At 63.7% G+C, this 21716-nt stretch carries 18 protein-coding genes; all 18 read right to left on the reverse strand.

Annotation, left to right across the window (positions count from 1 at the left end):
- Window positions 1-2: 2 nt before the first annotated feature.
- Window positions 3-1631, reverse strand: coding sequence for a CTP synthase (pyrG, locus tag KSS94_RS20870; RefSeq protein ID WP_217839954.1), 1629 nt, complete (start codon window positions 1629-1631; stop codon window positions 3-5).
- Between the two features lie 269 nt (window positions 1632-1900).
- The gene (gene tilS, locus KSS94_RS20875) at window positions 1901-3196 is read right to left on the reverse strand and encodes a tRNA lysidine(34) synthetase TilS (protein WP_217839955.1); all 1296 of its coding nucleotides are present in this window, start codon (window positions 3194-3196) and stop codon (window positions 1901-1903) included.
- Window positions 3197-3309: 113 nt separating this feature from the next.
- A complete protein-coding gene (locus tag KSS94_RS20880; protein WP_217839956.1) occupies window positions 3310-4257 on the reverse strand; it encodes an acetyl-CoA carboxylase carboxyltransferase subunit alpha in 948 nt (315 codons plus the stop codon).
- A 105-nt stretch (window positions 4258-4362) separates the two neighbouring features.
- Window positions 4363-7887: a DNA polymerase III subunit alpha gene (gene dnaE / locus KSS94_RS20885; RefSeq protein WP_217839957.1), complete on the reverse strand. Its 3525-nt coding sequence runs from the start codon at window positions 7885-7887 to the stop codon at window positions 4363-4365.
- 148 nt (window positions 7888-8035) lie between these two features.
- Window positions 8036-8659, reverse strand: a complete 624-nt coding sequence (gene rnhB, locus KSS94_RS20890; protein WP_217839958.1) for a ribonuclease HII — start codon at window positions 8657-8659, stop codon at window positions 8036-8038.
- A 1-nt stretch (window position 8660) separates the two neighbouring features.
- Window positions 8661-9788, reverse strand: a complete 1128-nt coding sequence (gene lpxB / locus KSS94_RS20895) for a lipid-A-disaccharide synthase (RefSeq protein ID WP_217839959.1) — start codon at window positions 9786-9788, stop codon at window positions 8661-8663.
- Window position 9789: 1 nt separating this feature from the next.
- Window positions 9790-10566: an acyl-ACP--UDP-N-acetylglucosamine O-acyltransferase gene (gene lpxA / locus KSS94_RS20900; RefSeq protein WP_217839960.1), complete on the reverse strand. Its 777-nt coding sequence runs from the start codon at window positions 10564-10566 to the stop codon at window positions 9790-9792.
- The gene (gene fabZ, locus KSS94_RS20905; protein ID WP_003252314.1) at window positions 10563-11003 is read right to left on the reverse strand and encodes a 3-hydroxyacyl-ACP dehydratase FabZ; all 441 of its coding nucleotides are present in this window, start codon (window positions 11001-11003) and stop codon (window positions 10563-10565) included. Before fabZ ends, lpxA begins: the two co-directional genes overlap by 4 nt.
- A 112-nt stretch (window positions 11004-11115) precedes the next feature.
- Window positions 11116-12171: a UDP-3-O-(3-hydroxymyristoyl)glucosamine N-acyltransferase gene (gene lpxD / locus KSS94_RS20910; protein ID WP_217839961.1), complete on the reverse strand. Its 1056-nt coding sequence runs from the start codon at window positions 12169-12171 to the stop codon at window positions 11116-11118.
- Window position 12172: 1 nt separating this feature from the next.
- A complete protein-coding gene (locus KSS94_RS20915; RefSeq protein ID WP_217839962.1) occupies window positions 12173-12676 on the reverse strand; it encodes an OmpH/Skp family outer membrane protein in 504 nt (167 codons plus the stop codon).
- 45 nt (window positions 12677-12721) lie between these two features.
- Entirely contained in the window at window positions 12722-15070 is a 2349-nt protein-coding gene (bamA, locus tag KSS94_RS20920; protein WP_217839963.1) for an outer membrane protein assembly factor BamA, read from the reverse strand.
- Window positions 15071-15146: 76 nt separating this feature from the next.
- Complete coding sequence (gene rseP / locus KSS94_RS20925) at window positions 15147-16499, reverse strand: RIP metalloprotease RseP (protein WP_217839964.1); 1353 nt, start codon at window positions 16497-16499, stop codon at window positions 15147-15149.
- A 42-nt stretch (window positions 16500-16541) separates the two neighbouring features.
- Entirely contained in the window at window positions 16542-17732 is a 1191-nt protein-coding gene (gene ispC / locus KSS94_RS20930) for a 1-deoxy-D-xylulose-5-phosphate reductoisomerase (protein WP_217839965.1), read from the reverse strand.
- Window positions 17729-18544, reverse strand: a complete 816-nt coding sequence (locus KSS94_RS20935) for a phosphatidate cytidylyltransferase (RefSeq protein WP_217839966.1) — start codon at window positions 18542-18544, stop codon at window positions 17729-17731. The genes ispC and KSS94_RS20935 overlap by 4 nt, the downstream gene beginning before the upstream one ends.
- A complete protein-coding gene (uppS, locus tag KSS94_RS20940; RefSeq protein WP_217839967.1) occupies window positions 18544-19299 on the reverse strand; it encodes a polyprenyl diphosphate synthase in 756 nt (251 codons plus the stop codon). The genes KSS94_RS20935 and uppS overlap by 1 nt, the downstream gene beginning before the upstream one ends.
- A gap of 15 nt (window positions 19300-19314) precedes the next feature.
- Window positions 19315-19872, reverse strand: coding sequence for a ribosome recycling factor (gene frr, locus KSS94_RS20945; protein ID WP_217839968.1), 558 nt, complete (start codon window positions 19870-19872; stop codon window positions 19315-19317).
- Window positions 19869-20612, reverse strand: a complete 744-nt coding sequence (gene pyrH / locus KSS94_RS20950; RefSeq protein WP_028690676.1) for a UMP kinase — start codon at window positions 20610-20612, stop codon at window positions 19869-19871. The genes frr and pyrH overlap by 4 nt, the downstream gene beginning before the upstream one ends.
- Before the next feature lie 177 nt (window positions 20613-20789).
- Window positions 20790-21653 (reverse strand): translation elongation factor Ts, encoded by an 864-nt coding sequence (gene tsf / locus KSS94_RS20955; protein ID WP_217839969.1) that lies wholly within the window; start codon window positions 21651-21653, stop codon window positions 20790-20792.
- Window positions 21654-21716 lie beyond the last annotated feature (63 nt).

The raw sequence follows: 21716 nt of genomic DNA on the forward strand, positions 1-21716 counted from the left end.
GATCAGGCCTTGTTCTTCTGTGCCAGGGCAGCCTTGACGAAACCGCTGAACAGCGGGTGGCCGTCACGAGGCGTCGAGGTGAACTCCGGGTGGAACTGGCAGGCGACGAACCATGGGTGGTCCTTGGACTCGACCACTTCCACCAGCGCGCCGTCTTCGGAACGGCCCGATACCACAAGGCCAGCTTCGACCAGTTGAGGCAGCAGGTTGTTGTTCACTTCGTAGCGGTGGCGGTGACGCTCGGTGATGATGTCCTTGCCGTAGCAGTCGTGCACTTTCGAGCCGGAGGCCAGCTGGCAGTCCTGGGCGCCCAGGCGCATGGTGCCGCCCAGGTCGGAAGCTTCGGTGCGGGTCTCGACCGCGCCGGTGGCGTCAGCCCACTCGGTGATCAGGCCGACCACCGGGTGGCCGCTGTTGCGGTCGAACTCGGTGGAGTTGGCGTCCTTCCAACCCACAACGTTACGGGCGAACTCGATCACGGCCACCTGCATACCCAGGCAGATGCCCAGGTACGGCACCTTGTTCTCACGGGCGTATTGCACCGCAGTGATCTTGCCTTCGACGCCGCGCAGGCCGAAACCGCCCGGTACCAGGATGGCATCGGCGCCTTCGAGCAGGCTGGTGCCCTGGTTCTCGATGTCTTCGGAATCGATGTAGCGCAGGTTGACCTTGGTGCGGTTGGTGATGCCGGCGTGGCTCATCGCTTCGATCAGCGACTTGTACGCATCCAGCAGCTCCATGTACTTGCCGACCATGGCGATGGTGACTTCCTGCTCAGGGTTGAGCTTGGCGTCCACCACCTTGTCCCACTCGGACAGGTCGGCGCTGTTGCACTGCAGGCCGAAGCGCTCGACGACGAAGTCGTCCAGGCCTTGTGCGTGCAGCACGCCAGGGATCTTGTAGATGGTGTCGACGTCTTCCAGCGAAATCACCGCACGCTCTTCGACGTTGGTGAACAGCGCGATCTTGCGGCGCGACGAGGCATCGACCGGGTGGTCCGAGCGGCAGATCAGCACGTCCGGCTGCAGGCCGATGGAGCGCAGCTCCTTGACCGAGTGCTGGGTCGGCTTGGTCTTGGTCTCGCCGGCGGTGGCGATGTACGGCACCAGGGTCAGGTGCATCAGCATGGCGCGCTTGGAGCCCACTTCGACGCGCAGCTGGCGGATGGCCTCGAGGAACGGCTGCGACTCGATGTCGCCCACGGTGCCGCCGATCTCGACCAGCGCAACGTCGGCGTCGCCCGCGCCCTTGATGATGCGGCGCTTGATCTCGTCGGTGATGTGCGGGATGACCTGGATGGTCGCGCCCAGGTAATCACCACGGCGCTCTTTACGCAGCACGTGCTCGTATATGCGGCCGGTGGTGAAGTTGTTGTTCTGGGTCATCGTGGTGCGGATGAACCGCTCGTAGTGGCCCAGGTCGAGGTCAGTCTCGGCGCCGTCGTGGGTGACGAACACTTCACCGTGCTGGAACGGGCTCATGGTGCCCGGGTCGACGTTGATGTACGGGTCCAGCTTGAGCATGGTGACCTTCAGGCCCCGCGCTTCCAGGATGGCCGCCAGGGATGCCGAGGCAATGCCTTTCCCCAATGAAGAAACAACACCGCCCGTGACGAATATGTAGCGCGTCATGAAAAACCCTAGAAGTCTGCGTTAAGGCGGCTTGGGCCGCCGGAGAAAGCGAAGGAAGGCCGAAGCCCCCGATCACCTGCGTCAATCACAGTGCATCTCGAACAACTGCCGCGTCTGTACAGACCAGGGGTATCCCCGGTGTGGAGCTCGCTCGTCATTTTAAGAATCAGCCCAGCAAAAAACTGCTTGGTAATCGGCAACTGCTGTGTTTTCGAGGAAGCCACAGAAGTTGTATCAAGAAGGGAGGGTAGTCTACCGGAATGTACCCTTCAGCTCAAACCTTGCACGTTGGTCGGCGGCTGCCAGTGCAGCTGGCAATTCGCCCCCCCCAATGCGGGCAGGTTGGCCACTGCCAGCAACTGTTCGCCACGGTACAAAAGCGGCAGGCGCGGACGCACGAAGTGCGGCAGCTGCGCTTCGTTGAGCAGGCGCTTGAGGTCGCGACGACCACGGCCTGGCACCTGCATGACTTCACCACCCACCCGGTAGGCGATGCGCAGGCCCTGCCCGGCAGGCTCGCCGGCCAGGCAGACACTGCCGTTGCCAGGCAGGTGCAACGGCAAGCTTGGCTCGGGCCAGGCTTGATCGCCTGCGACCGGCCGCAGCCAGGCCCCGCTCAACCACCAGATACGCCCGTGGCTGCGCAGCAACTGGCCATCGGTCAGGCGCCACACTGGCGTGGCGTCGGCGGCCGCATCGCGCAGGTCGTCCCAGCCCGCCCAATGGCGGCTGTCGGGCAGACGGGTACGGGCGCTCAGCCAGTACTGCAAGGCGTTACGCTGGCGGGCCGGTGAAAGCGTGGCCAGTGTGGCAAGGTCGAGGGAGGCCAGGCCCAGCCAGGGCCATGGCTCGGCACCGGCGGCAGCGGCCAGGTCGGTGACGGCGACTTCATCCAGCAAGCCCTGCGCCTCACCCAGGTGTTCAGCGGCGCGTGCCAGGTTACCCCCGGCCTGCGGCCAGCGCCCATGCATCAGGGGTAATACCTCACCGCGCAGGAAATTGCGGGCGAAGCCGGTATCGGCATTGGAGGGGTCTTCGACCCACACCAGCCCGCGCGCCTCGGCATAGGCCTGCAACTGCCGGCGCGACACCTTCAGCAGCGGGCGCACCAGCCTGCCCTGCCCCAGCGCCCGCACTTCGGGCATGGCCGCCAGGCCGCGCAAGCCCGCGCCACGCAGCAGGCGAAACAACAGGGTTTCGGCCTGGTCGTCGCGATGCTGGCCGGTGAACAGCACCTCGCCCGGCCCCAGCAATTTTTCGAACGCACCGTAGCGGGCGTCGCGGGCGGCCTGTTCCAGGCTGGCGCCTGGGGCGACTTCGACGTGCACGATATCGAGCTCGACGCCCAAGGTTTGGCACACGGCGCGGCAGTGTTCCGGCCAGGTGTCGGCGGCGGCTTGCAGGCCGTGGTGTACGTGGATAGCGCGCAGGGGGGGCGTGGTATGGGTGCGGCGGTAGTCGGCCAGCAGGTGCAGCAGGACGGTGGAGTCGAGGCCGCCGGAGAAGGCGATGTGCCAGGCGGGGGCGTTGAGCCAGGGGGAGAGTTGCGGGGTGAGGTCGAGCATCAGCGCCCCACTTGGCGAAAGATCCGGGAAGCCCCGATCGCCGGCAAGCCGGCTCCTACAGGTGACGCGCAATTCTGTAGGAGCCGGCTTGCCGGCGATTGGGTCTCAGCCTGTCAGAGGCCGTAGCTCATCAGGCGATCGTAACGGCGCTTGAGCAGCGCATCGTTGTCGAGCTTGCCGAGCATGTCCAGCTGTTCGATCAGGTCGGCGCGCACGCTGGCCGACATCTTGGCCGGGTCACGGTGGGCGCCGCCCAGCGGCTCCTGGATGACTTTGTCGACGATGTTCAGGCTCTTCAGACGATCGGCGGTCACGCCCATGGCCTCGGCAGCGTCGGCGGCACGGTCGGCAGTCTTCCACAGGATCGAGGCGCAACCTTCGGGCGAGATCACCGAGTAGGTGGAGTACTGCAGCATGTTCAGCTGGTCGCACACGCCGATGGCCAGGGCACCGCCCGAACCACCCTCACCGATCACGGTGGCGATGATCGGGGTCTTCAGGCGCGCCATGACACGCAGGTTCCAGGCGATGGCTTCGCTCTGGTTGCGCTCTTCGGCGTCGATGCCAGGGTAAGCGCCCGGGGTGTCGATGAAGGTCAGGATCGGCATCTTGAAGCGCTCGGCCATTTCCATCAGGCGGCAGGCCTTGCGGTAGCCTTCAGGGCGCGGCATGCCGAAGTTGCGGCGAACCTTTTCGCGCACTTCGCGGCCCTTCTGGTGGCCGATGATCATCACCGGCTTGTCGTTCAGGCGCGCGGTACCGCCCACGATCGCGGCGTCGTCGGAGAAGTGACGGTCGCCGTGCAGCTCTTCGAACTCCTCGAAGATGTGCTCGATGTAGTCGAGGGTGTACGGGCGGCGCGGGTGACGGGCCAGGCGGGCGATCTGCCAGCTGGTCAAGTTGCCGAAGATGCTCTCGGTCAGGGTGCTGCTCTTGTCTTGCAGACGGGCAATTTCATCGCTGATGTTCAGCGAGTTGTCGTTGCCCACCAGGCGCAGCTCTTCGATCTTGGCTTGCAGGTCGGCAATCGGCTGTTCGAAATCGAGGAAATTCGGGTTCATAGGCTTCCGTCTTGGGTCTACGGCCAGGCGGCCGGCCGGTTGATCCGTTTGGCGCCCTACCTTAAGGGATCAGGCGCATAAAGGTCGAGATTAAAATTCGTCGTTTCAACGGTATTGCAGGAAGACGTTCTCACGCCCGAACTGGTCACGCAGTGCCTGAATCAGGCCATCGGCCGGGTCGATCGACCACTGGTCACCGAACTGCAGCATGGCCTTGGCGTCGCTGCCGGTGTATTCCAGGGTGATCGGGCAACCGCCGCGGTGGCGGGTGATCAGCTCGCCCAGCCAGTTCAGGCGGTCGCCTTTCAGCGCATCGTGGGCGATTTTCAGGCGCAGGCTCTCGGCCAGCTTGGTGCGCGCGTCTTCCATGGTCATCACCGTCTTGACCCGCAGGCGCAGGCCACCGGAGAAGTCGTCGTTGCTCACCTCGCCTTCCACCACCACCATGGCATCGGTCTGCAGCAGGGCCTGGGCAGCCATGAACGAATCGGCGAACAGCGAGGCCTCGATACGCCCCGAGCGGTCGTCGAGGGTGACGAAGCCCATCTTGTCGCCCTTCTTGTTCTTCATCACCCGCAGGGCAATGATCATGCCGGCGATGGTCTGGGTATCGCGCGCTGGCTTGAGGTCGACGATGCGCTGGCGGGCAAAGCGGCGGATTTCGGTCTCGTACTCGTCGATCGGGTGGCCGGTCAAGTACAGCCCGAGGGTGTCCTTTTCGCCTTTCAGGCGCTCCTTGAGGGTCAGCTCGCGCACCTTGCGGTGGTTGGCATAGACGTCGACCTCCACGTCGTCGAACATGCTGCCGAACAGGTCGACGTGGCCACTGTCGGCGGTATGCGCAGCCTGTTCGGCGGCCTTGACCGCCTCGCCCAACGCCGACAGCAAGGTGGCGCGGTTGATGTCGATGTTGGCCTGGTAGGCCTTGATCTCGTCATGGAAGTGCGGCCCCAGGCGGTCCAGCGCACCGCTGCGGATCAGCGCATCGAGGGTTCGCTTGTTGACCCGTTTGAGGTCGATGCGGTCGCAGAAGTCGAACAGGTCCTTGAACGGGCCGCCTTGCGCGCGGGCTTCGACGATGGCCTCTACCGGCCCCTCGCCCACCCCCTTGATCGCGCCCAGGCCATAGACGATGCGCCCGTCGTCGTTCACGGTGAACTTGAAGTCGGAGCAGTTCACATCCGGCGCGTCCAGGCGCAGCTTCATGCTGCGCACTTCCTCCACCAGCACCACCACCTTGTCGGTGTTGTGCATATCCGCCGACAGCACCGCGGCCATGAACGGCGCCGGGTGGTGGGTCTTCAGCCAGGCGGTCTGGTATGACACCAGGCCGTAGGCGGCGGAGTGGGATTTGTTGAAGCCGTAGCCGGCGAACTTTTCTACCAGGTCGAAGATGTTACCGGCCAGGTCCGCGTCGATGTTGTTGGCAACGCAACCTTCAATGAAGCCGCCGCGCTGCTTGGCCATCTCCTCGGGCTTTTTCTTACCCATCGCCCGACGCAGCATGTCGGCGCCACCGAGGGTGTAGCCGGCCATCACCTGGGCGATCTGCATCACCTGTTCCTGGTACAGGATGATGCCGTAGGTCGGCGCCAGTACCGGCTTGAGGCCCTCGTACTGGTAGTCGGAGTGCGGGTAGGCAAGCTCGGCGCGGCCGTGCTTGCGGTTGATGAAGTCGTCCACCATGCCCGATTGCAGCGGGCCCGGGCGGAACAGCGCCACCAGTGCGATAAGGTCTTCCAGGCAGTCAGGCTTGAGCTTTTTGATCAGCTCCTTCATGCCGCGCGATTCAAGCTGGAACACTGCCGTGGTTTCGGCTTTTTGCAGCAGCTCGTAGGTCTTGCGGTCATCCAGCGGGATGAAGTCGATGTTGAGGTCGGGCAGGTCTTTCTTTTTCTGCTCGCGGTTGATGATCTCCATCGCCCACTTGATGATGGTCAGGGTACGCAGGCCGAGGAAGTCGAACTTCACCAGGCCCGCCGCCTCGACGTCATCCTTGTCGAACTGGGTCACCAGGCCGCCGCCCTCTTCGTCACAGGCGATCGGCGAAAAATCGGTGAGCTTGGTGGGGGCGATGACCACGCCACCAGCGTGCTTGCCGGTACCCCGGGTAACGCCCTCGAGCTTGAGGGCCATGTCCCAGATCTCGCGGCCGTCCTCGTCGCTCTTGAGAAAATCGCGCAGGATCTCTTCCTGCTCGTAGGCTTTCTCCAGGGTCATGCCCACTTCGAACGGGATCATCTTCGACAGGCGGTCAGCCAGGCCGTAGGACTTGCCCTGAACCCGCGCCACGTCGCGCACCACCGCCTTGGCCGCCATGGTGCCGAAGGTGATGATCTGGCTCACCGCGTTGCGCCCGTAGGCCTCGGCCACGTAGTCGATCACCCGGTCACGGCCGTCCATGCAGAAGTCGACGTCGAAGTCGGGCATGGATACACGTTCAGGGTTGAGGAAACGTTCGAACAGCAGGTCGTAGGCCAGCGGGTCGAGGTCGGTGATCTTCAGTACATAGGCCACCAGCGAGCCCGCACCCGAACCCCGGCCCGGGCCCACTGGCACGTCGTTGTTCTTGGCCCACTTGATGAAGTCCATAACGATCAGGAAGTAACCGGGGAAGCCCATCTGGATGATGATGTCCAGTTCGAACTTCAGGCGGTCCAGATACACCTGGCGCTTTTCTTCGTAGTTGGGCGTGGTGTCCTTCGGCCATAGCACCGCCAGGCGCTCTTCCAGGCCTTCGTGGGACACATGGCGCAGGTAGTCGTCGATGCCCATGCCGTTGGGCGTGGGGAAGTCGGGCAAAAAGTATTTGCCCAGCTGTACGGTGATGTTGCAGCGCTTGGCGATCTCTACGGTGTTGGCGATGGCATCGGGCAGGTCGCTGAACAGCTCGGCCATTTCTTCCGGCGACTTGAGGTACTGCTGGTCGCTGTAGCCGCGAGGGCGGCGCGGGTCATCGAGGGTCCAGCCCTCGCCGATGCACACGCGGGTTTCGTGAGCGTCGAAGTCCGACTGTTTGATGAAACGCACGTCGTTGGTCGCCACCAGCGGTGCGCCGAGCTTGTCGGCCAGGGCCACGGCGGCGTGCACGTACTCCTCGTCACCGACGCGGTTGGTGCGCTGCACCTCCACATAGAAGCGCTCGGGGAACATGCCCAGCCAATCGCCCAGCAGCGCCTCGGCCTCATCCTGGCGGCCGCTCATCAGCGCCATGCCGATATCGCCTTCCTTGCCGGCGGACAGGGCAATCAGCCCTTCGCTGGCCGGGGCGATCCAGTCACGCTGGATGATCACCAAGCCGTTGCGCTGGCCGTCGGTCCAGCCACGCGAGATCAGCTCGGTGAGGTTGCGGTAACCCTTGGGGTCCATGGCCAAAAAGCAGATACGCGACAGCGGCGCCTCGGGGTCGGCCCCGGCCAGCCACAGGTCGGCGCCGCAGATCGGCTTGACGCCGGCGCCCATGGCGGTCTTGTAGAACTTCACCAGCGAGCACATGTTGCTCTGGTCGGTGATCGCCACCGCCGGCATGTTCATCCCCGCCAGGGCCTTGGCCAGCGGCTTGATCCGCACCAGGCCGTCGACCAGGGAGAATTCGGAGTGCACGCGAAGGTGAACGAAGGAGACCGACATGGAAGATCCTGTAGCAGAGCTGAACGACAAGGGCGGGATTGTAGCGTAAATGGCGCAGGGTGTTCGAAAGCATCGCGGGGCAAGCCCGCTCCCACGCCTGTTGATCAAACGTGGGAGCGGGCTTGCCCCGCGATGGGCATCAAGACAATCAGATCAACGAACTGGAGACGCCCTCACGGGCCTCCCAGGCCGCCCGCACCGGCGCAAACGAGCGCCGGTGAATCGGCGTCGGCCCCAGCCGCGCCAGGGCTTCCAGGTGCACCGGCGTCGGGTAGCCCTTGTGCCCGCCAATGCCATAGCCCGGGTAGATCAGCTCGAACGCGCTCATCTCGCGGTCACGGGTGACCTTGGCCAGGATCGACGCCGCAGCGATGGCTGGCACCTGCGAGTCGCCCTTGACCACCGGCGCCGCCGGCACCGCCAGCTTCGGGCAGCGGTTGCCGTCGATCAGCGCAAGTTTTGGCGTGACGTGCAGGCCTTCGACCGCGCGCTGCATGGCCAGCATGGTGGCCTGCAGGATGTTCAGGCGGTCGATTTCTTCCACCTCGGCACGGGCGATGCAAAAGCTCAGGGCCTTTTCGCAGATCTCGTCGAACAGCGCCTCGCGCCTGGCTTCGGTGAGTTTCTTCGAATCGTTCAGGCCAAGGATCGGGCGGTTCGGGTCAAGAATGACCGCCGCAGTGACCACCGCGCCGCACAGCGGGCCACGGCCTACTTCGTCAACGCCGGCCACCAGGTCTTCGACCAGGTTGAAATCCAGTCCCATCTGCATGTCAACGGTCCTTCAACAGGGCCAGCACCGCGTCAGCCGCCTGGTTGGAGGCGTCACGGCGCAGGGTACGGTGAATCTGGTCGAAGCTGTCGGTCTGCTGCGTGCCATCCTGCACCAGCGGCGCCAAGGTCTGGGCCAGGGCCTCACTGGTGGCGGCGTCCTGCAGCAGTTCTGGTACCAGCATGCGCTGGGCCAACAGGTTGGGCAGCGACACGTAGGGGCTCTTGACCATGCGTTTGAGAATCCAGTACGTCAGCGGCGCCAGGCGGTAGGCCACCACCATCGGGCGCTTGTACAGCATCGCCTCCAGCGTGGCCGTGCCCGAGGCAATCAGCACCGCATCGCAGGCCGCCAGGGCCTGGTGCGACTGGCCGTCGAGCAGGGTCAGCGGCAGTTCGCGGCCTACGAGCATCTGCTCGACCTGGGCGCGGCGCGCGGCGTTGGCGCAAGGCAGCACGAAGCGCGCACCAGGCACCAGCTCACCCAGGCGCTGGGCGGCATCGAGAAACAAGGCCCCCAACCGCCCCACTTCGCCACCACGGCTGCCAGGCATCAGCGCAATCACCGGGCCATCGGCCAGCCCCAGCTCGGCGCGTGCCGCAGCGCGGTCGGCTTCGAGCGGGATGGTGTCGGCCAGCGGGTGGCCGACGAAACGCACCGGTACGCCCTGCTCCTCATAGAAGCGCGCCTCGAACGGCAACAGGGTGAGCATCAGGTCGCAACCTTCGCGGATCTTCAGCACGCGCTTCTGCCGCCACGCCCACACCGACGGGCTGACGTAGTGCACGGTCTTGATCCCGGCCTGGCGCAGCTTGAGCTCGATGTTGAGGGTGAAGTCAGGCGCGTCGATACCAATGAACACATCGGGCTTTTCGCCGATCAGCGTCTCGATCAGCAGCTTGCGCCGCTTGAGCAGCTCGCGCAGGCGCCCGAGCACCTCCACCAGGCCCATTACCGCCAGGCGCTCCATGGGGAAGTACGAGGCCATGCCTTCGGCTTCCATCAAGGGGCCGCCGACCCCGATGAAGCGTACATCGGGGTGGCGGGCCTTGATGGCGCGCATCAGGCCGGAGCCGAGAATATCGCCGCTGGCCTCGCCTGCGACCAGCGCCACACAGAGCTGCGCCATATCAGCGGGTGATGCCGCGGTCGGACTTGAGGATCGACTGGCGGAACAGGTCCACTTCGGGGAACTGGCTGACCAGCTCGTCCAGCTCCTTCACCGCTTCTTCAACGGTCAGGCCCTGGCGGTAGACGATCTTGTAGGCGCGGCGCAGGGCATGGATGACCTCGTCGCTGAAACCGCGACGGCGCATGCCTTCGAAGTTCATGCTGCGGGCCTCGGCCGGGCTGCCGAACACGGTGACGAAAGCCGGGACGTCCTTGCCGATCGCCGTACCCATGCCGGAGAAGGCGTGGGCACCGATGTGGCAGTACTGGTGCACCAGGGTGTAACCGGACAGGATCGCCCAATCGCCCACGTGCACATGCCCGGCCAGCGCGGTGTTGTTGACCAGGATGCAGTGGTTGCCGATGACGCTGTCGTGGCCGATGTGGGCGTAGGCCATGATCAGGTTGTGGTCGCCCAGAGTGGTTTCAGAGCGGTCCTGCACCGTGCCGCGGTGGATGGTGACACCCTCGCGGATCACATTGTGGTCGCCGATCACCAAGCGCGTCGCTTCACCCTTGTACTTGAGGTCAGGGGTGTCTTCACCGATGGAGCTGAACTGGTAGATGCGGTTGTGCTTGCCGATACGGGTCGGCCCCTTGAGCACCACATGCGGGCCAATGACGGTGCCCTCCCCGATTTCGACACCGGGGCCAACGATCGACCAAGGGCCGACCTCGACACCGTCGGCCAATTTGGCCGAGGGGTCGATGATCGCCCGAGGGTCAATCAGACTCATAGGGAGCGTTCCGCACAAGTGATCTCGGCCGAGCAAACCGGCTTGCCGTCGACCAGCGCGCGGCATTCGAATTTCCAGATCATGCTCTTGCGGCTGAGGAACTTGGCTTCCAGCACCAATTGGTCGCCCGGCAGCACCGGCTGGCGGAAGCGCAGCTTGTCGGAGCCGACGAAGTAGTACAGGGTGCCGTCGGCAGGTTTTGCGTCGAGCATCTTGAAACCGAGAATACCGGCCGCCTGGGCCATGGCCTCGATGATCAGCACGCCCGGCATGATCGGATGCGCCGGGAAATGGCCGTTGAAGAACGGCTCGTTGATGCTGACATTCTTGTAGGCACGAATGCTCTGGGCCTCGAAGTCCAGGTCCGTGACGCGGTCCACAAGCAGGAACGGGTAACGGTGAGGCAGGTATTCGCGAATCTCGTTGATGTCCATCATTTCGGGGGGAAGCCTGTAATAAGAATAGGGAGCGCAGGGGCTGACCGCACGCTCCTTTTGCAAATCCAAAGAGGAGCCAGCTAGCGACTGTTCTCTAGCTCAGGAAATGGTATCAGCCTTCTGATGTCGGCTGGCCACCTGAGGTCACGGTATCGACACGTTTTTCCAGCTGCCCGAGGCGCTTGGACATCTCGTCGAGCTGGCGGATACGCGCGGCGCTCTTGCGCCATTCGGCCAGGGGTTGCATGGCCGTTCCGGAAGAATAGCCGCCCGGTTCGGTAATGGAACGGGTGACCATGGTCATGCCGGAGACAAACACGTTGTCGCAAACATCGATGTGGCCGACCATGCCGACACCACCCGCGATCATGCAGTGCTTGCCGATCTTGGTGCTGCCGGAAATACCGACGCAGGCCGCCATGGCCGTGTGGTCACCGACCTGCACGTTGTGGGCGATCTGGATCTGGTTGTCGAGCTTGACGCCGTTGCCGATGCGCGTATCGGACAGCGCACCGCGGTCAACCGCAGTGTTCACGCCGATTTCCACGTCATCCCCCAGGGTCACGCCGCCAATTTGGGCGATCTTCTGCCACACGCCCTTCTCGTTGGCAAAGCCGAAGCCTTCGCCGCCGATCACAGCGCCCGACTGGATCACCACGCGCTTGCCGATGGTCACGTCATGGTACAAGGTGACCCGCGGTGCCAGCCAGCCACCGTCACCGATGACGCAGCGGGCACCGACGAAGCAATGCGCACCGACACTCACGTTGGCACCAATGCGTGCACCGGCCTCGATCACCGCGAACGGGCCAATGCTGGCGCTGGCATCGACCTCTGCGTCCTCATGCACCACGGCGCTGGGATGAATTCCCGCCACAGCCTTGGGCTTGGGGTCGAACAGGTGCGAAATGCGCGCGTACGCAAGGTACGGGTCGGCGACAATCAGGGCATTGCCGGCAAAGCCCTCGGCGTCCTCGGCCTTGAGCAGTACTGCCGCGGCCTGGGTGTCGTCGAGGAACTTGCGGTACTGCTTGTTGGCAAGGAAGCTCAACTGCCCGGCGCCTGCCTCCTGCAAGGTGGCAAGGCCGGTGATCTGCAGCGCCTCGGGGCCTTTGAGCTGTGCCCCGAGGGCCTCGGCCAGCTGGCCGAGCGTCATGGTCACGGTCATATCAACGCGCTTGGTTCATGCGCTCGATGACCTGGCGGGTGATGTCGTACTGAGGCTTGACATCGATGACCGCGCCACGCTCGAGCACCAGGTCGAAGCCGCCCTTCTTGATGACTTCTTCCACAGCGCCGTCCAGCTTTGGCTTGAGCTGCTTGAGCATGTCACGGTCGGCAACGGCCTTGGCTTCGTTCAGTTCCTTGGACTGGAACTGGAAGTCGCGGGCTTTTTGCTTGAATTCGAGCTCCAGGCGCTCACGCTCTGGCTGAGGCATCTTGTCACCACCTTTGATCAGGCGGTCCTGGATGCCCTTGGCGCTGCTTTCCAGGGTCTTGAGCTTGGTCAGCTGCGGGCCGAACTTCTTCTCGGCGTCAACGGCGTACTTCTTGGCCGCATCGGATTCGAGCAGGGCCATCTGATAGTTCAGCACGGCAACCTTCATTTCGGCGAAAGCCGGGGTGGCGACCAGCGCCGCGGCCACGAGGGCCAGTTGGGTCAACTTACGCACGATGCACTCCTGGATAAACCGTTGTCGTTGTACGAGGGCCGACCCTTAGAAGGTCTGGCCCAGAGAGAATTGGAACACCTGGGTGTCGGCGTCGTCCGGCTTCTTGATCGGCATCGCCAGGCTGAAGCTCAGCGGGCCCAACGCAGTGATCCAGGTTACGCCCAGGCCGACCGAGCTGGCCATGTCGCTGAAACCGACCTTGGCGCAATCGGGCTTGGAGCCGCAATTGGTGTCGAACACGTTACCCACGTCCCAGAACACGGAGGTGCGCAGCGAACGCTGGTCCTTGACGAACGGCAGCGGGAACAGCAGTTCCACACCACCCTGCACCAGCACGTTGCCACCGAACGGCAGCGGATCCTGATCCGGGTCGGCGATGGTGCCCGGGTTCTTGCCGGTACTCGGGGTGCTGCGCGGGCCAAGGCTGCTGTCCTTGAAGCCACGGACCGAGTTGAAACCACCGGCGTAGTAGTTTTCATAGAACGGCAGGCCCGAGGTGGAGCCGAAGCCGTCACCGTAACCCAGCTCGGTGTGCAGGCGCAGGGTGTAGTCGTTGTTGATTGGCTTGAACAGCTGGCCGCGGTAGTCGAGCTTGTAGAACGACAGGTCGCTGCCCGGCACGGTGGTTTCCAGGGTCAGGCTTTGCGAATGACCACGGGTTGCCAGCACGCCTTTGTTGAGCGTGGACTCGGACCAGCCGATCGACGCCTTGAAGTTGAGGAAGTTGTCGCCTTCGTTCTCGAGGAAGTCGAAGATCTCGTCGACGGTGTACTTGCCGGTCTTGATCTTGTCCTGCTGCACGGTCAGGCCGTAGGTCAGGCGCGAGGTCTCGCTGATCGGGTAGCCCAGGCTGACACCGGCACCGAGGCTGTCCACCGCATAGCTGGCCACGTCGACGTCGAGGTCGTCGTAGTTGGTGCTGCGGTAGAAGGCGTTGTAGCCCAGGCTCACGCCGTCGGCGGTGAAGTAGGGGTCGACGAAGCCGAAGTTGTAGCGGGTCTGGTATTCCGAACGGGTCAGGCCGATGGACACCTTGTTACCGGTACCGAGGAAGTTGCTCTGGCTGATCGAGCCGCCCAGGATCAGGCCCGCGCTTTGCGCGAAACCAACGCTGGCGGTGATCGAGCCCGAGGCTTGTTCTTCCACGGCGTAGTTCACGTCAACCTGGTCGTCGGTGCCTGGCACTGCCGGGGTTTCGACGTTGACTTCCTTGAAGAAGCCCAGGCGCTCCAGGCGGGTCTTGGACTGGTCGATCAGGTAGGTCGAAGCCCAGCCGCCTTCCATCTGGCGCATTTCACGGCGCAGCACTTCGTCTTCGGTCTTGGTGTTGCCGCGGTAGTTGATGCGGTTGACGTAGGCACGCTTGCCCGGGTCGACCACGAACATGATGTCGACGGTGTGGTCTTCATCGTGCGCCTGCGGCACGCCGTTGACGTTGGCGAAGGTATAGCCTTCGTTACCCAGGCGGCGGGTGATCAGGTCGGAGCTGGTGGTCATGACCTTGCGCGAGAACACCTGGCCAGGCTGCACCAGCAGCAGCGACTTGACCTGGTCTTCCGGCACTTTCAGGTCGCCGGAGAGCTTCACGTCACGCACGGTGTACTTTTCGCCTTCGTTGACGTTGACCGTGATGTAGACGTGCTTCTTGTCCGGGGTGATGGACACCTGGGTGGAGGCGATGTCCATGTTGATGTAGCCGCGGTCCAGGTAGTACGAGCGCAGGCGCTCCAGGTCACCGGAGAGTTTTTCGCGAGCGTACTTGTCGTCGTTCTTGAAGAACGACAGCCAGTTGGTGGTTTTCAGCTCGAACAGCTGGGCCAGCTCTTCGTCGTCGAACACGGTGTTGCCGACGATGTTGATGTGCTGGATGGCCGCCACGGTGCCTTCGTTGATCTTGATCTTCAGGCCCACGCGGTTGCGCGGCTGCGGCACCACTTCGGCGTCGACCTCGGCCGAGTAGCGGCCCTGGGCCACGTACTGGCGCTGCAGTTCGTTACGCACGCCCTCAAGCGTTGCACGCTGGAATATCTCGCCTTCGGCCAGGCCCGATTGCTTCAGGCCCTTCATCAGGTCTTCGGTGCTGATCGCCTTGTTGCCTTCGATCTCGATGCTGGAGACCGACGGGCGCTCGACCACGTTGATGATCAGGACATTGCCGTCGCGGTTCAGCTGGATGTCCTGGAAGAAGCCGGTCTTGAACAGCGAACGGGTCGAGTCCACCAGGCGACGGTCGTCGACCTGGTCACCGACGTTCAGCGGCAAGGCGCCGAACACGCTGCCGGCGGAAACCCGCTGCAGGCCGTTGACGCGAATATCGGAGATGGTGAAGGACTCGGCGTGAACTTCAGCGATCATCAGTGCGGAGAGCACCGCAGTTAGCAGCAGACGTTTCATGAAGTCCTTTTATTCCAACTGGCAATAAACAACCCGCCGCACACAACGCGGCAGGTTTCGCGATTGAGCGAAGCTTTTATAGTCGACCCAGATCGTTGATCAGGGCGAGCAACATCACCCCTACGACCAAACTGATACCGATCTGGACCCCCCAACCTTGCACCCGATCCGAGAGCGGACGACCGCGCGCCCACTCGATCAGGTAGAACAGCAAGTGCCCCCCATCCAGTACCGGGATGGGCAGCAGATTCAGAACCCCCAGGCTTATGCTCAGGTAGGCCAGGAAATTCAGGAAATCCCCAACGCCCGACTGGGCTGAAGCGCCCGCCACTTTAGCAATGGTTATCGGTCCGCTCAAGTTTTTTACCGAGAGCTCCCCGAACAGCATTTTCTTCAGCGACTCGAGGGTCAGGACGCTCATGCTCCAGGTGCGCGAGAGCCCCTCGCCCACCGCTTCCAGCGGGCCGTAGCTGACCTCGCGAAGCATCGAGGCCGGCCACTCGCCAGCCTTCACGCCAGCGCCAAGGTAGCCACCGGAAGCCTGGCCTTCGCCCTTGCGCGCCAGGGTAACCGCGACATCCTGCTGAGCACCGTCACGTTCGATACGCAGGCTGACCTTGCTCTCGGGGCGAGCACGTACGGCGTCGACCACCTGCTGCCAGTCGGCCAGCGCAGTACCGTCGATGGCCAACAGCTTGTCGCCACTCTTGAGCCCGGCGGCAGCGGCCGGGCCCTTGGGGTCGATCTCGGCCAGCACCGGCACTACCGCCGGGCGCCACGGGCGCAGGCCGAGGGACTGGATCGGGTCGGGCTCATCGGCGCCCTTGAGCCAGTGGTCGAGCTGGATATCGAATTGGCGGGCAGTGCTGGCGCCTTCCTCCACCACACCCACGCGCAGGCTGCCGCTCTCGCCGAGGCGGCGCACCAGCTGCAAGTTGACCGCCGACCAGCCATTGGTCGGCTTGCCATCAATGGAAACGATTTCCTGGCCAGCGCTCAGGCCGGCACTGGCGGCCAGGCTTCCCGATTCGACCGAACCGATGACCGGGCGCACCTGTTGCGTGCCCAGCATGGCGATGACCCAGAAAAACAGAATGGCCAGCAAAAAATTGGCGATGGGGCCGGCAGCAACGATTGCGATGCGCTGGCGCACCGACTTGCGATTGAACGACTGCCCGGCCAGCGCCGGCGGCACATCGCCTTCGCGCTCGTCGAGCATCTTGACGTAGCCACCCAGCGGAATGGCCGCCACCACGAACTCGGTGCCATGGCGGTCATGCCAGCGCACCAGCGGCGCACCGAAGCCCACCGAGAAACGCAGCACCTTCACGCCGCAGCGCCGCGCCACCCAGAAGTGGCCGAACTCATGGAAGGTGACCAACACCCCCAGTGCCACCAAGGTGCCGACGATCATGTAAAGCGCAGACATGTGCAATCTCCGGATGACGTGAGGGCAGCCAGCGGCTGCCGGTCAGCGACCGTGGCGCCGCAGCCATTCCCGGGAAAGTTCCCGGGCACGCTGGTCGGCGGCGAATACGGTGTCGAGCGTGGCCACCGGCACCACCGGTTCCTGCTCGAGCACCTGTTCGATCATACCCGCGATCTCGGGGAAGCGGATGCGCCCCTGCAAAAACGCCTCCACTGCCACTTCGTTGGCCGCATTGAGCACCGCCGGGGCACTGTTGCCCGCCTCGGCAGCCTGACGCGCCAGGCGCAGGCAAGGGAAGCGCTGTTCGTCGGGGGCCTGGAAATCCAGACGGGCGATGCTGAACAGGTCCAGCGGCGCAACACCCGAATCGATGCGCTCGGGCCAGGCCAGGGCGTTGGCGATGGGGGTGCGCATGTCCGGGTTACCCAGCTGGGCCAGCACCGAACCGTCGACATAGTCGACCAGCGAGTGGATCACACTCTGCGGGTGTACCACCACCTCCACCTGACCGGGCGCCGCATCGAACAACCAGCAGGCCTCGATCAGCTCCAGGCCCTTGTTCATCATGCTCGCCGAGTCCACCGAAATCTTGCGCCCCATGGACCAGTTGGGGTGAGCGCAGGCCTGTTCGGGGGTAACATTCAGCAACTCAGCCGCAGGCGTTTCGCGGAACGGCCCGCCCGAGGCGGTCAGCAGGATGCGCCGCACGCCCACCGCGTTCAGGCCACGGGCGTAATCGCCGGGCATGCACTGGAAGATCGCATTGTGCTCGCTGTCGATCGGCAGCAGCACCGCGCCGCTGCGCCGCACTGCGTCCATGAACAGCGCCCCGGACATGACCAAGGCTTCCTTGTTGGCCAGCAGCACCTTCTTGCCGGCCTCTACCGCCGCCAGCGTCGGGCGCAGGCCCGCAGCACCGACAATGGCCGCCATGACGGTATCCACTTCAGGCGCGGCAGACACCTGGCACAATCCGGCCTCGCCTTCCAGCACTTCGGTGGCGCAGTCGGCGGTTTTCAAACCCTCGCGCAGGCGCGTGGCCGCATCGCTACCCGGCACCACGGCAAACGCCGGGCGATGGCGCAAGCACAAGGCCAACAGCTCGTCGACCCGCGAATAGCCGCTCAGGGCAAACACCTGGTAACGGTCCGGATGGCGGGCAATCACATCGAGGGTGCTCAGGCCGATGGAGCCAGTCGCACCCAGCACGGTAATGCGCTGCGGCTGACTCACATCACACCCCATTCGGCAGCCCACAACAGCACGGCGAACATCGGGATGGCCGCGGTCAGGCTGTCGATACGGTCGAGCACACCACCATGGCCGGGCAGCAGGTTGCTGCTGTCCTTGATGCCTTCGCGGCGCTTGAACATGCTCTCGGTCAGGTCGCCGACCACCGAGGACATCACCACCACCACCGCACCCAGCAGACCCAGCAGCAGCTCACCGATACTCCAGCCGCGGTTCAGGCCGACTACCAGGGTGATCAGCAGGCTGACCGCCAGACCGCCATAGACGCCTTCCCAGCTCTTGCCCGGGCTGACCTGCGGCGCCAGCTTGCGCTTGCCGAAGGCACGCCCGGAGAAATACGCACCAATGTCGGCAGCCCACACCAGCACCATGACCGCCAGGATCAGCCAGTTGCCCAGCGGCCAGTGCTTGAGCAGCACCAACCCCTGCCAGGCCGGCAACAGGATCAGCAGGCCGATCAGCAGGCGGCAAGCCGCGCTGCTCCACAGCTCGTTGCTGCGCGGGTAAGTGAGCACCAGCCAGGTGGCCAGCGCCCACCAGATCACCGACGCACCCAGCACCCAGGGCGCCAGCTCCGGCAGGATATACAGCAGCATCAGGCCGCCTGCGACGACAGCGGCGTAGGCAATACGCAGCGGCTGGGCCACCAGCCCGGCCAAGCGCGCCCACTCCCAGGCCCCCAGAGTGACCACCAGGCCGATGAACAGTGCGAAATCCCCACCATTGAGCAGGAAGAAACCACACAGCGCGACCGGCAGCAGGATCAGCGCGGTAATGATGCGTTGTCTAAGCATTAAGCACGGGCTCCGGCCTCGACCTGCTCGCTGGTCTTACCGAAGCGGCGCTGGCGCGAGGCGAAATCGGCCAGCGCGGTGCGCATGGCCTCGTGTTTGAAGTCCGGCCAGAAGAGGTCGGAGAAGTACAGCTCAGCGTAGGCCAGCTGCCACAGCAGGAAGTTGCTGATGCGCCGCTCGCCGCCGGTGCGGATGCACAGGTCGGGCAACGGCAGGTCGCCGGTGGCCAGGCAAGTTTGCAGCAGCTCGGGGGTGATGTCGTCCGGGCGCAGGTGGCCGGCCTGGACTTCACGCGCCAGGCGCTGCGCAGCCTGGGCGATATCCCACTGACCACCGTAGTTGGCGGCGATCTGCAGGATGAAGCGGCCGCTGCCGGCAGTGATGGCCTCGGCTTCGCGCATGGCGGCCTGCAGTTCGGGGTGAAAGCGCGAGCGGTCGCCGATGATGCGCAGGCTGATGTTGTTCTCGTTCAGCCGACGGGCCTCGCGGCGCAGGGCAGTGAAGAACAGCTCCATCAACGCACCGACCTCTTCGGCCGGGCGCTGCCAGTTCTCGCTGGAGAAGGCGAAGAGCGTGAGCACCTCGACCTTCGCCTCGGCGCACACCTCGATCACTGCCCGCACGGCATCCACGCCGGCCTTGTGCCCGGCGACGCCGGGCAGCAGGCGCTTTTTCGCCCAGCGGTTGTTACCGTCCATGATGATAGCGACGTGACGCGGCACCGAACCCGGTGCCGCCAGCTTGGTCTTTTCCATTAAAAAACCCCGGCCTTAGACGGCCATCAGGTCCTTTTCCTTGGCTTTGTACGCAGCGTCGACTTCGGCAACGAACTTGTCGGTCAGCTTCTGGATCTCGTCAGCGGCGCGACGCTCTTCGTCTTCGCTGATTTCCTTGTCCTTGGTAAGCTTTTTCAGGTCGGCCAGGGCGTCGCGACGCACGTTGCGCACAGCTACCTTGGCGTCTTCGGCAACGCCGCTGGCCTGCTTGGTGTAACCCTTGCGGGTTTCCTCGGTCAGGGCCGGCATCGGCACACGAATGGTGGTGCCGGCGCTGGACGGGTTCAGGCCCAGGTCGGAGGTCAGAATGGCCTTTTCGATGGCAGCGCTGAGGTTCTTGTCGTGGGCGACGATCTTCAGGGTGCGGGCGTCTTCGACGGTGATCGCGGCCACCTGGTTGAGCGGCATGTCGCTCCCCCAGGCCGGGACCTTGACGCTGTCGAGGATGCTTGGGTGGGCACGACCGGTGCGGATTGCCGCCAGGTTGCGAGCCAGCGCCTCGAGGGACTTGCCCATGCGATCCTGGGCGTCTTTCTTGATTTCGTTGATCATTTTTGAACTTCCTCGATCAGGGTTCCTTCCGCGCCGCCGTGCACGATGTTCAGCAGGGCGCCGGGTTTGTTCATGTTGAAGACGCGCAGCGGCATCTTGTGATCGCGGCACAGGCAGATTGCCGTCAGGTCCATTACACCCAGCTTGCGATCCAGCACTTCATCGTAGGACAGATGATCGAACTTCTCGGCATGCGGGTCCTTGAATGGATCTGCAGTGTATACACCATCGACCTTGGTTGCCTTCAATACCACGTCGGCATCGATTTCGATGGCGCGCAGGCAAGCGGCGGAGTCGGTGGTGAAGAACGGGTTGCCGGTACCGGCAGCAAAGATCACCACTTCTTTCGAATTGAGGTGGCGCATGGCCTTGCGGCGGTCATAGTGGTCGGTCACACCCACCATGGAGATGGCCGACATGACGATGGCGGTGATGTTCGCCCGCTCCAGCGCATCGCGCATGGCCAGGCCGTTCATCACGGTAGCCAGCATGCCCATGTGGTCGCCGGTGACCCGGTCCATGCCGGCTGCACTGAGCGCCGCACCACGGAACAGGTTGCCGCCACCGATCACCAGGCCTACCTGGACACCGATGCCGACCAGCTGGCCGACTTCCAGGGCCATGCGATCCAGGACCTTGGGGTCGATCCCGAACTCTTCCGAGCCCATCAGGGCCTCGCCGCTAAGTTTGAGTAGAATGCGTTTATAGCGAGCCTGATGACCACTGCCCTGCTGAGCCATTGCGAATCTCTCCTGCGGCGTTTGTATAATTCTGGCGGGCACGTTCTGCCCGCAAGTCACTCTAGCTTGACGCAGCTTCTGCGTCAGCGAGCAGCGGTTGGGTAAACCGCTGGCGCTTTGACAAAGAGGCTGCGCGCGTGAGCGGGCAGCCTCTTTGGGGCGACAGACGAGTCCGTCTTACTGCTTGGCAGCAGCTACCTGGGCAGCAACTTCGGCAGCGAAGTCGTCAACCGGCTTCTCGATGCCTTCGCCGACCTTGAAGTAGGTGAAGGAAACGATTTCAGCACCGGCTTTCTTGGCCAGCTCGCCAACTTTGACTTCCGGGTTCATGACGAAGGCTTGCTCTTTCAGCGAGGCTTCGGCTTTGAACTTGGTGATACGGCCGTTGATCATGTTCTCAACGATGTTTTCCGGCTTGCCGGCGATCTTGTCGGCGTTCAGCTGCAGGAAGACGTTCTTCTCGCGCTCGATGGCCTCGGCGGAGATTTCCGACGCATCCAGGAACTCAGGGTTCGAAGCTGCAACGTGCATGGCGATGTTCTTGGCCAGCTCGACGTCGCCGCCTTTCAGAACAACGACAGCACCGATCTTGTTGCCGTGCAGGTAGGCGCCGACAACGTCACCTTCAACGCGCACCAGGCGACGGATGTTGACGTTTTCGCCGCACTTGGCAACCAGGGCTTCACGAGCGGATTCGCGCGAGGCGATCAGCGGTGCTGCGTCGGTCAGCTTCTGGGCGAAGGCTTCTTCCAGGCTTTCGGCGACGAAGTTCTTGAAGTCGTCTTGCAGGGCCAGGAAGTCGGTCTGCGAGTTCACTTCCAGCAGAACGGCGGCTTTGCCGTCGGTCTTGACGGCGATGGCGCCTTCGGCGGCAACGTTGCCAGCCTTTTTGGCGGCCTTGATGGCGCCCGAGGCACGCATGTCGTCAATGGCTTTTTCGATGTCGCCGCCGGCCTTTTCCAGGGCCTTCTTGCAATCCATCATGCCTTCGCCGGTACGCTCGCGCAGTTCTTTGACCAGCGCTGCAGTAATTGCTGCCATTTCAAAATCCTCTTGGAAAGTTTTTCAACCATTCCACCCGTTGGTCACGGGCGTTAAATTCTG

The organism is Pseudomonas fakonensis, from assembly GCF_019139895.1.
Lineage (GTDB): Bacteria > Pseudomonadota > Gammaproteobacteria > Pseudomonadales > Pseudomonadaceae > Aquipseudomonas > Aquipseudomonas fakonensis.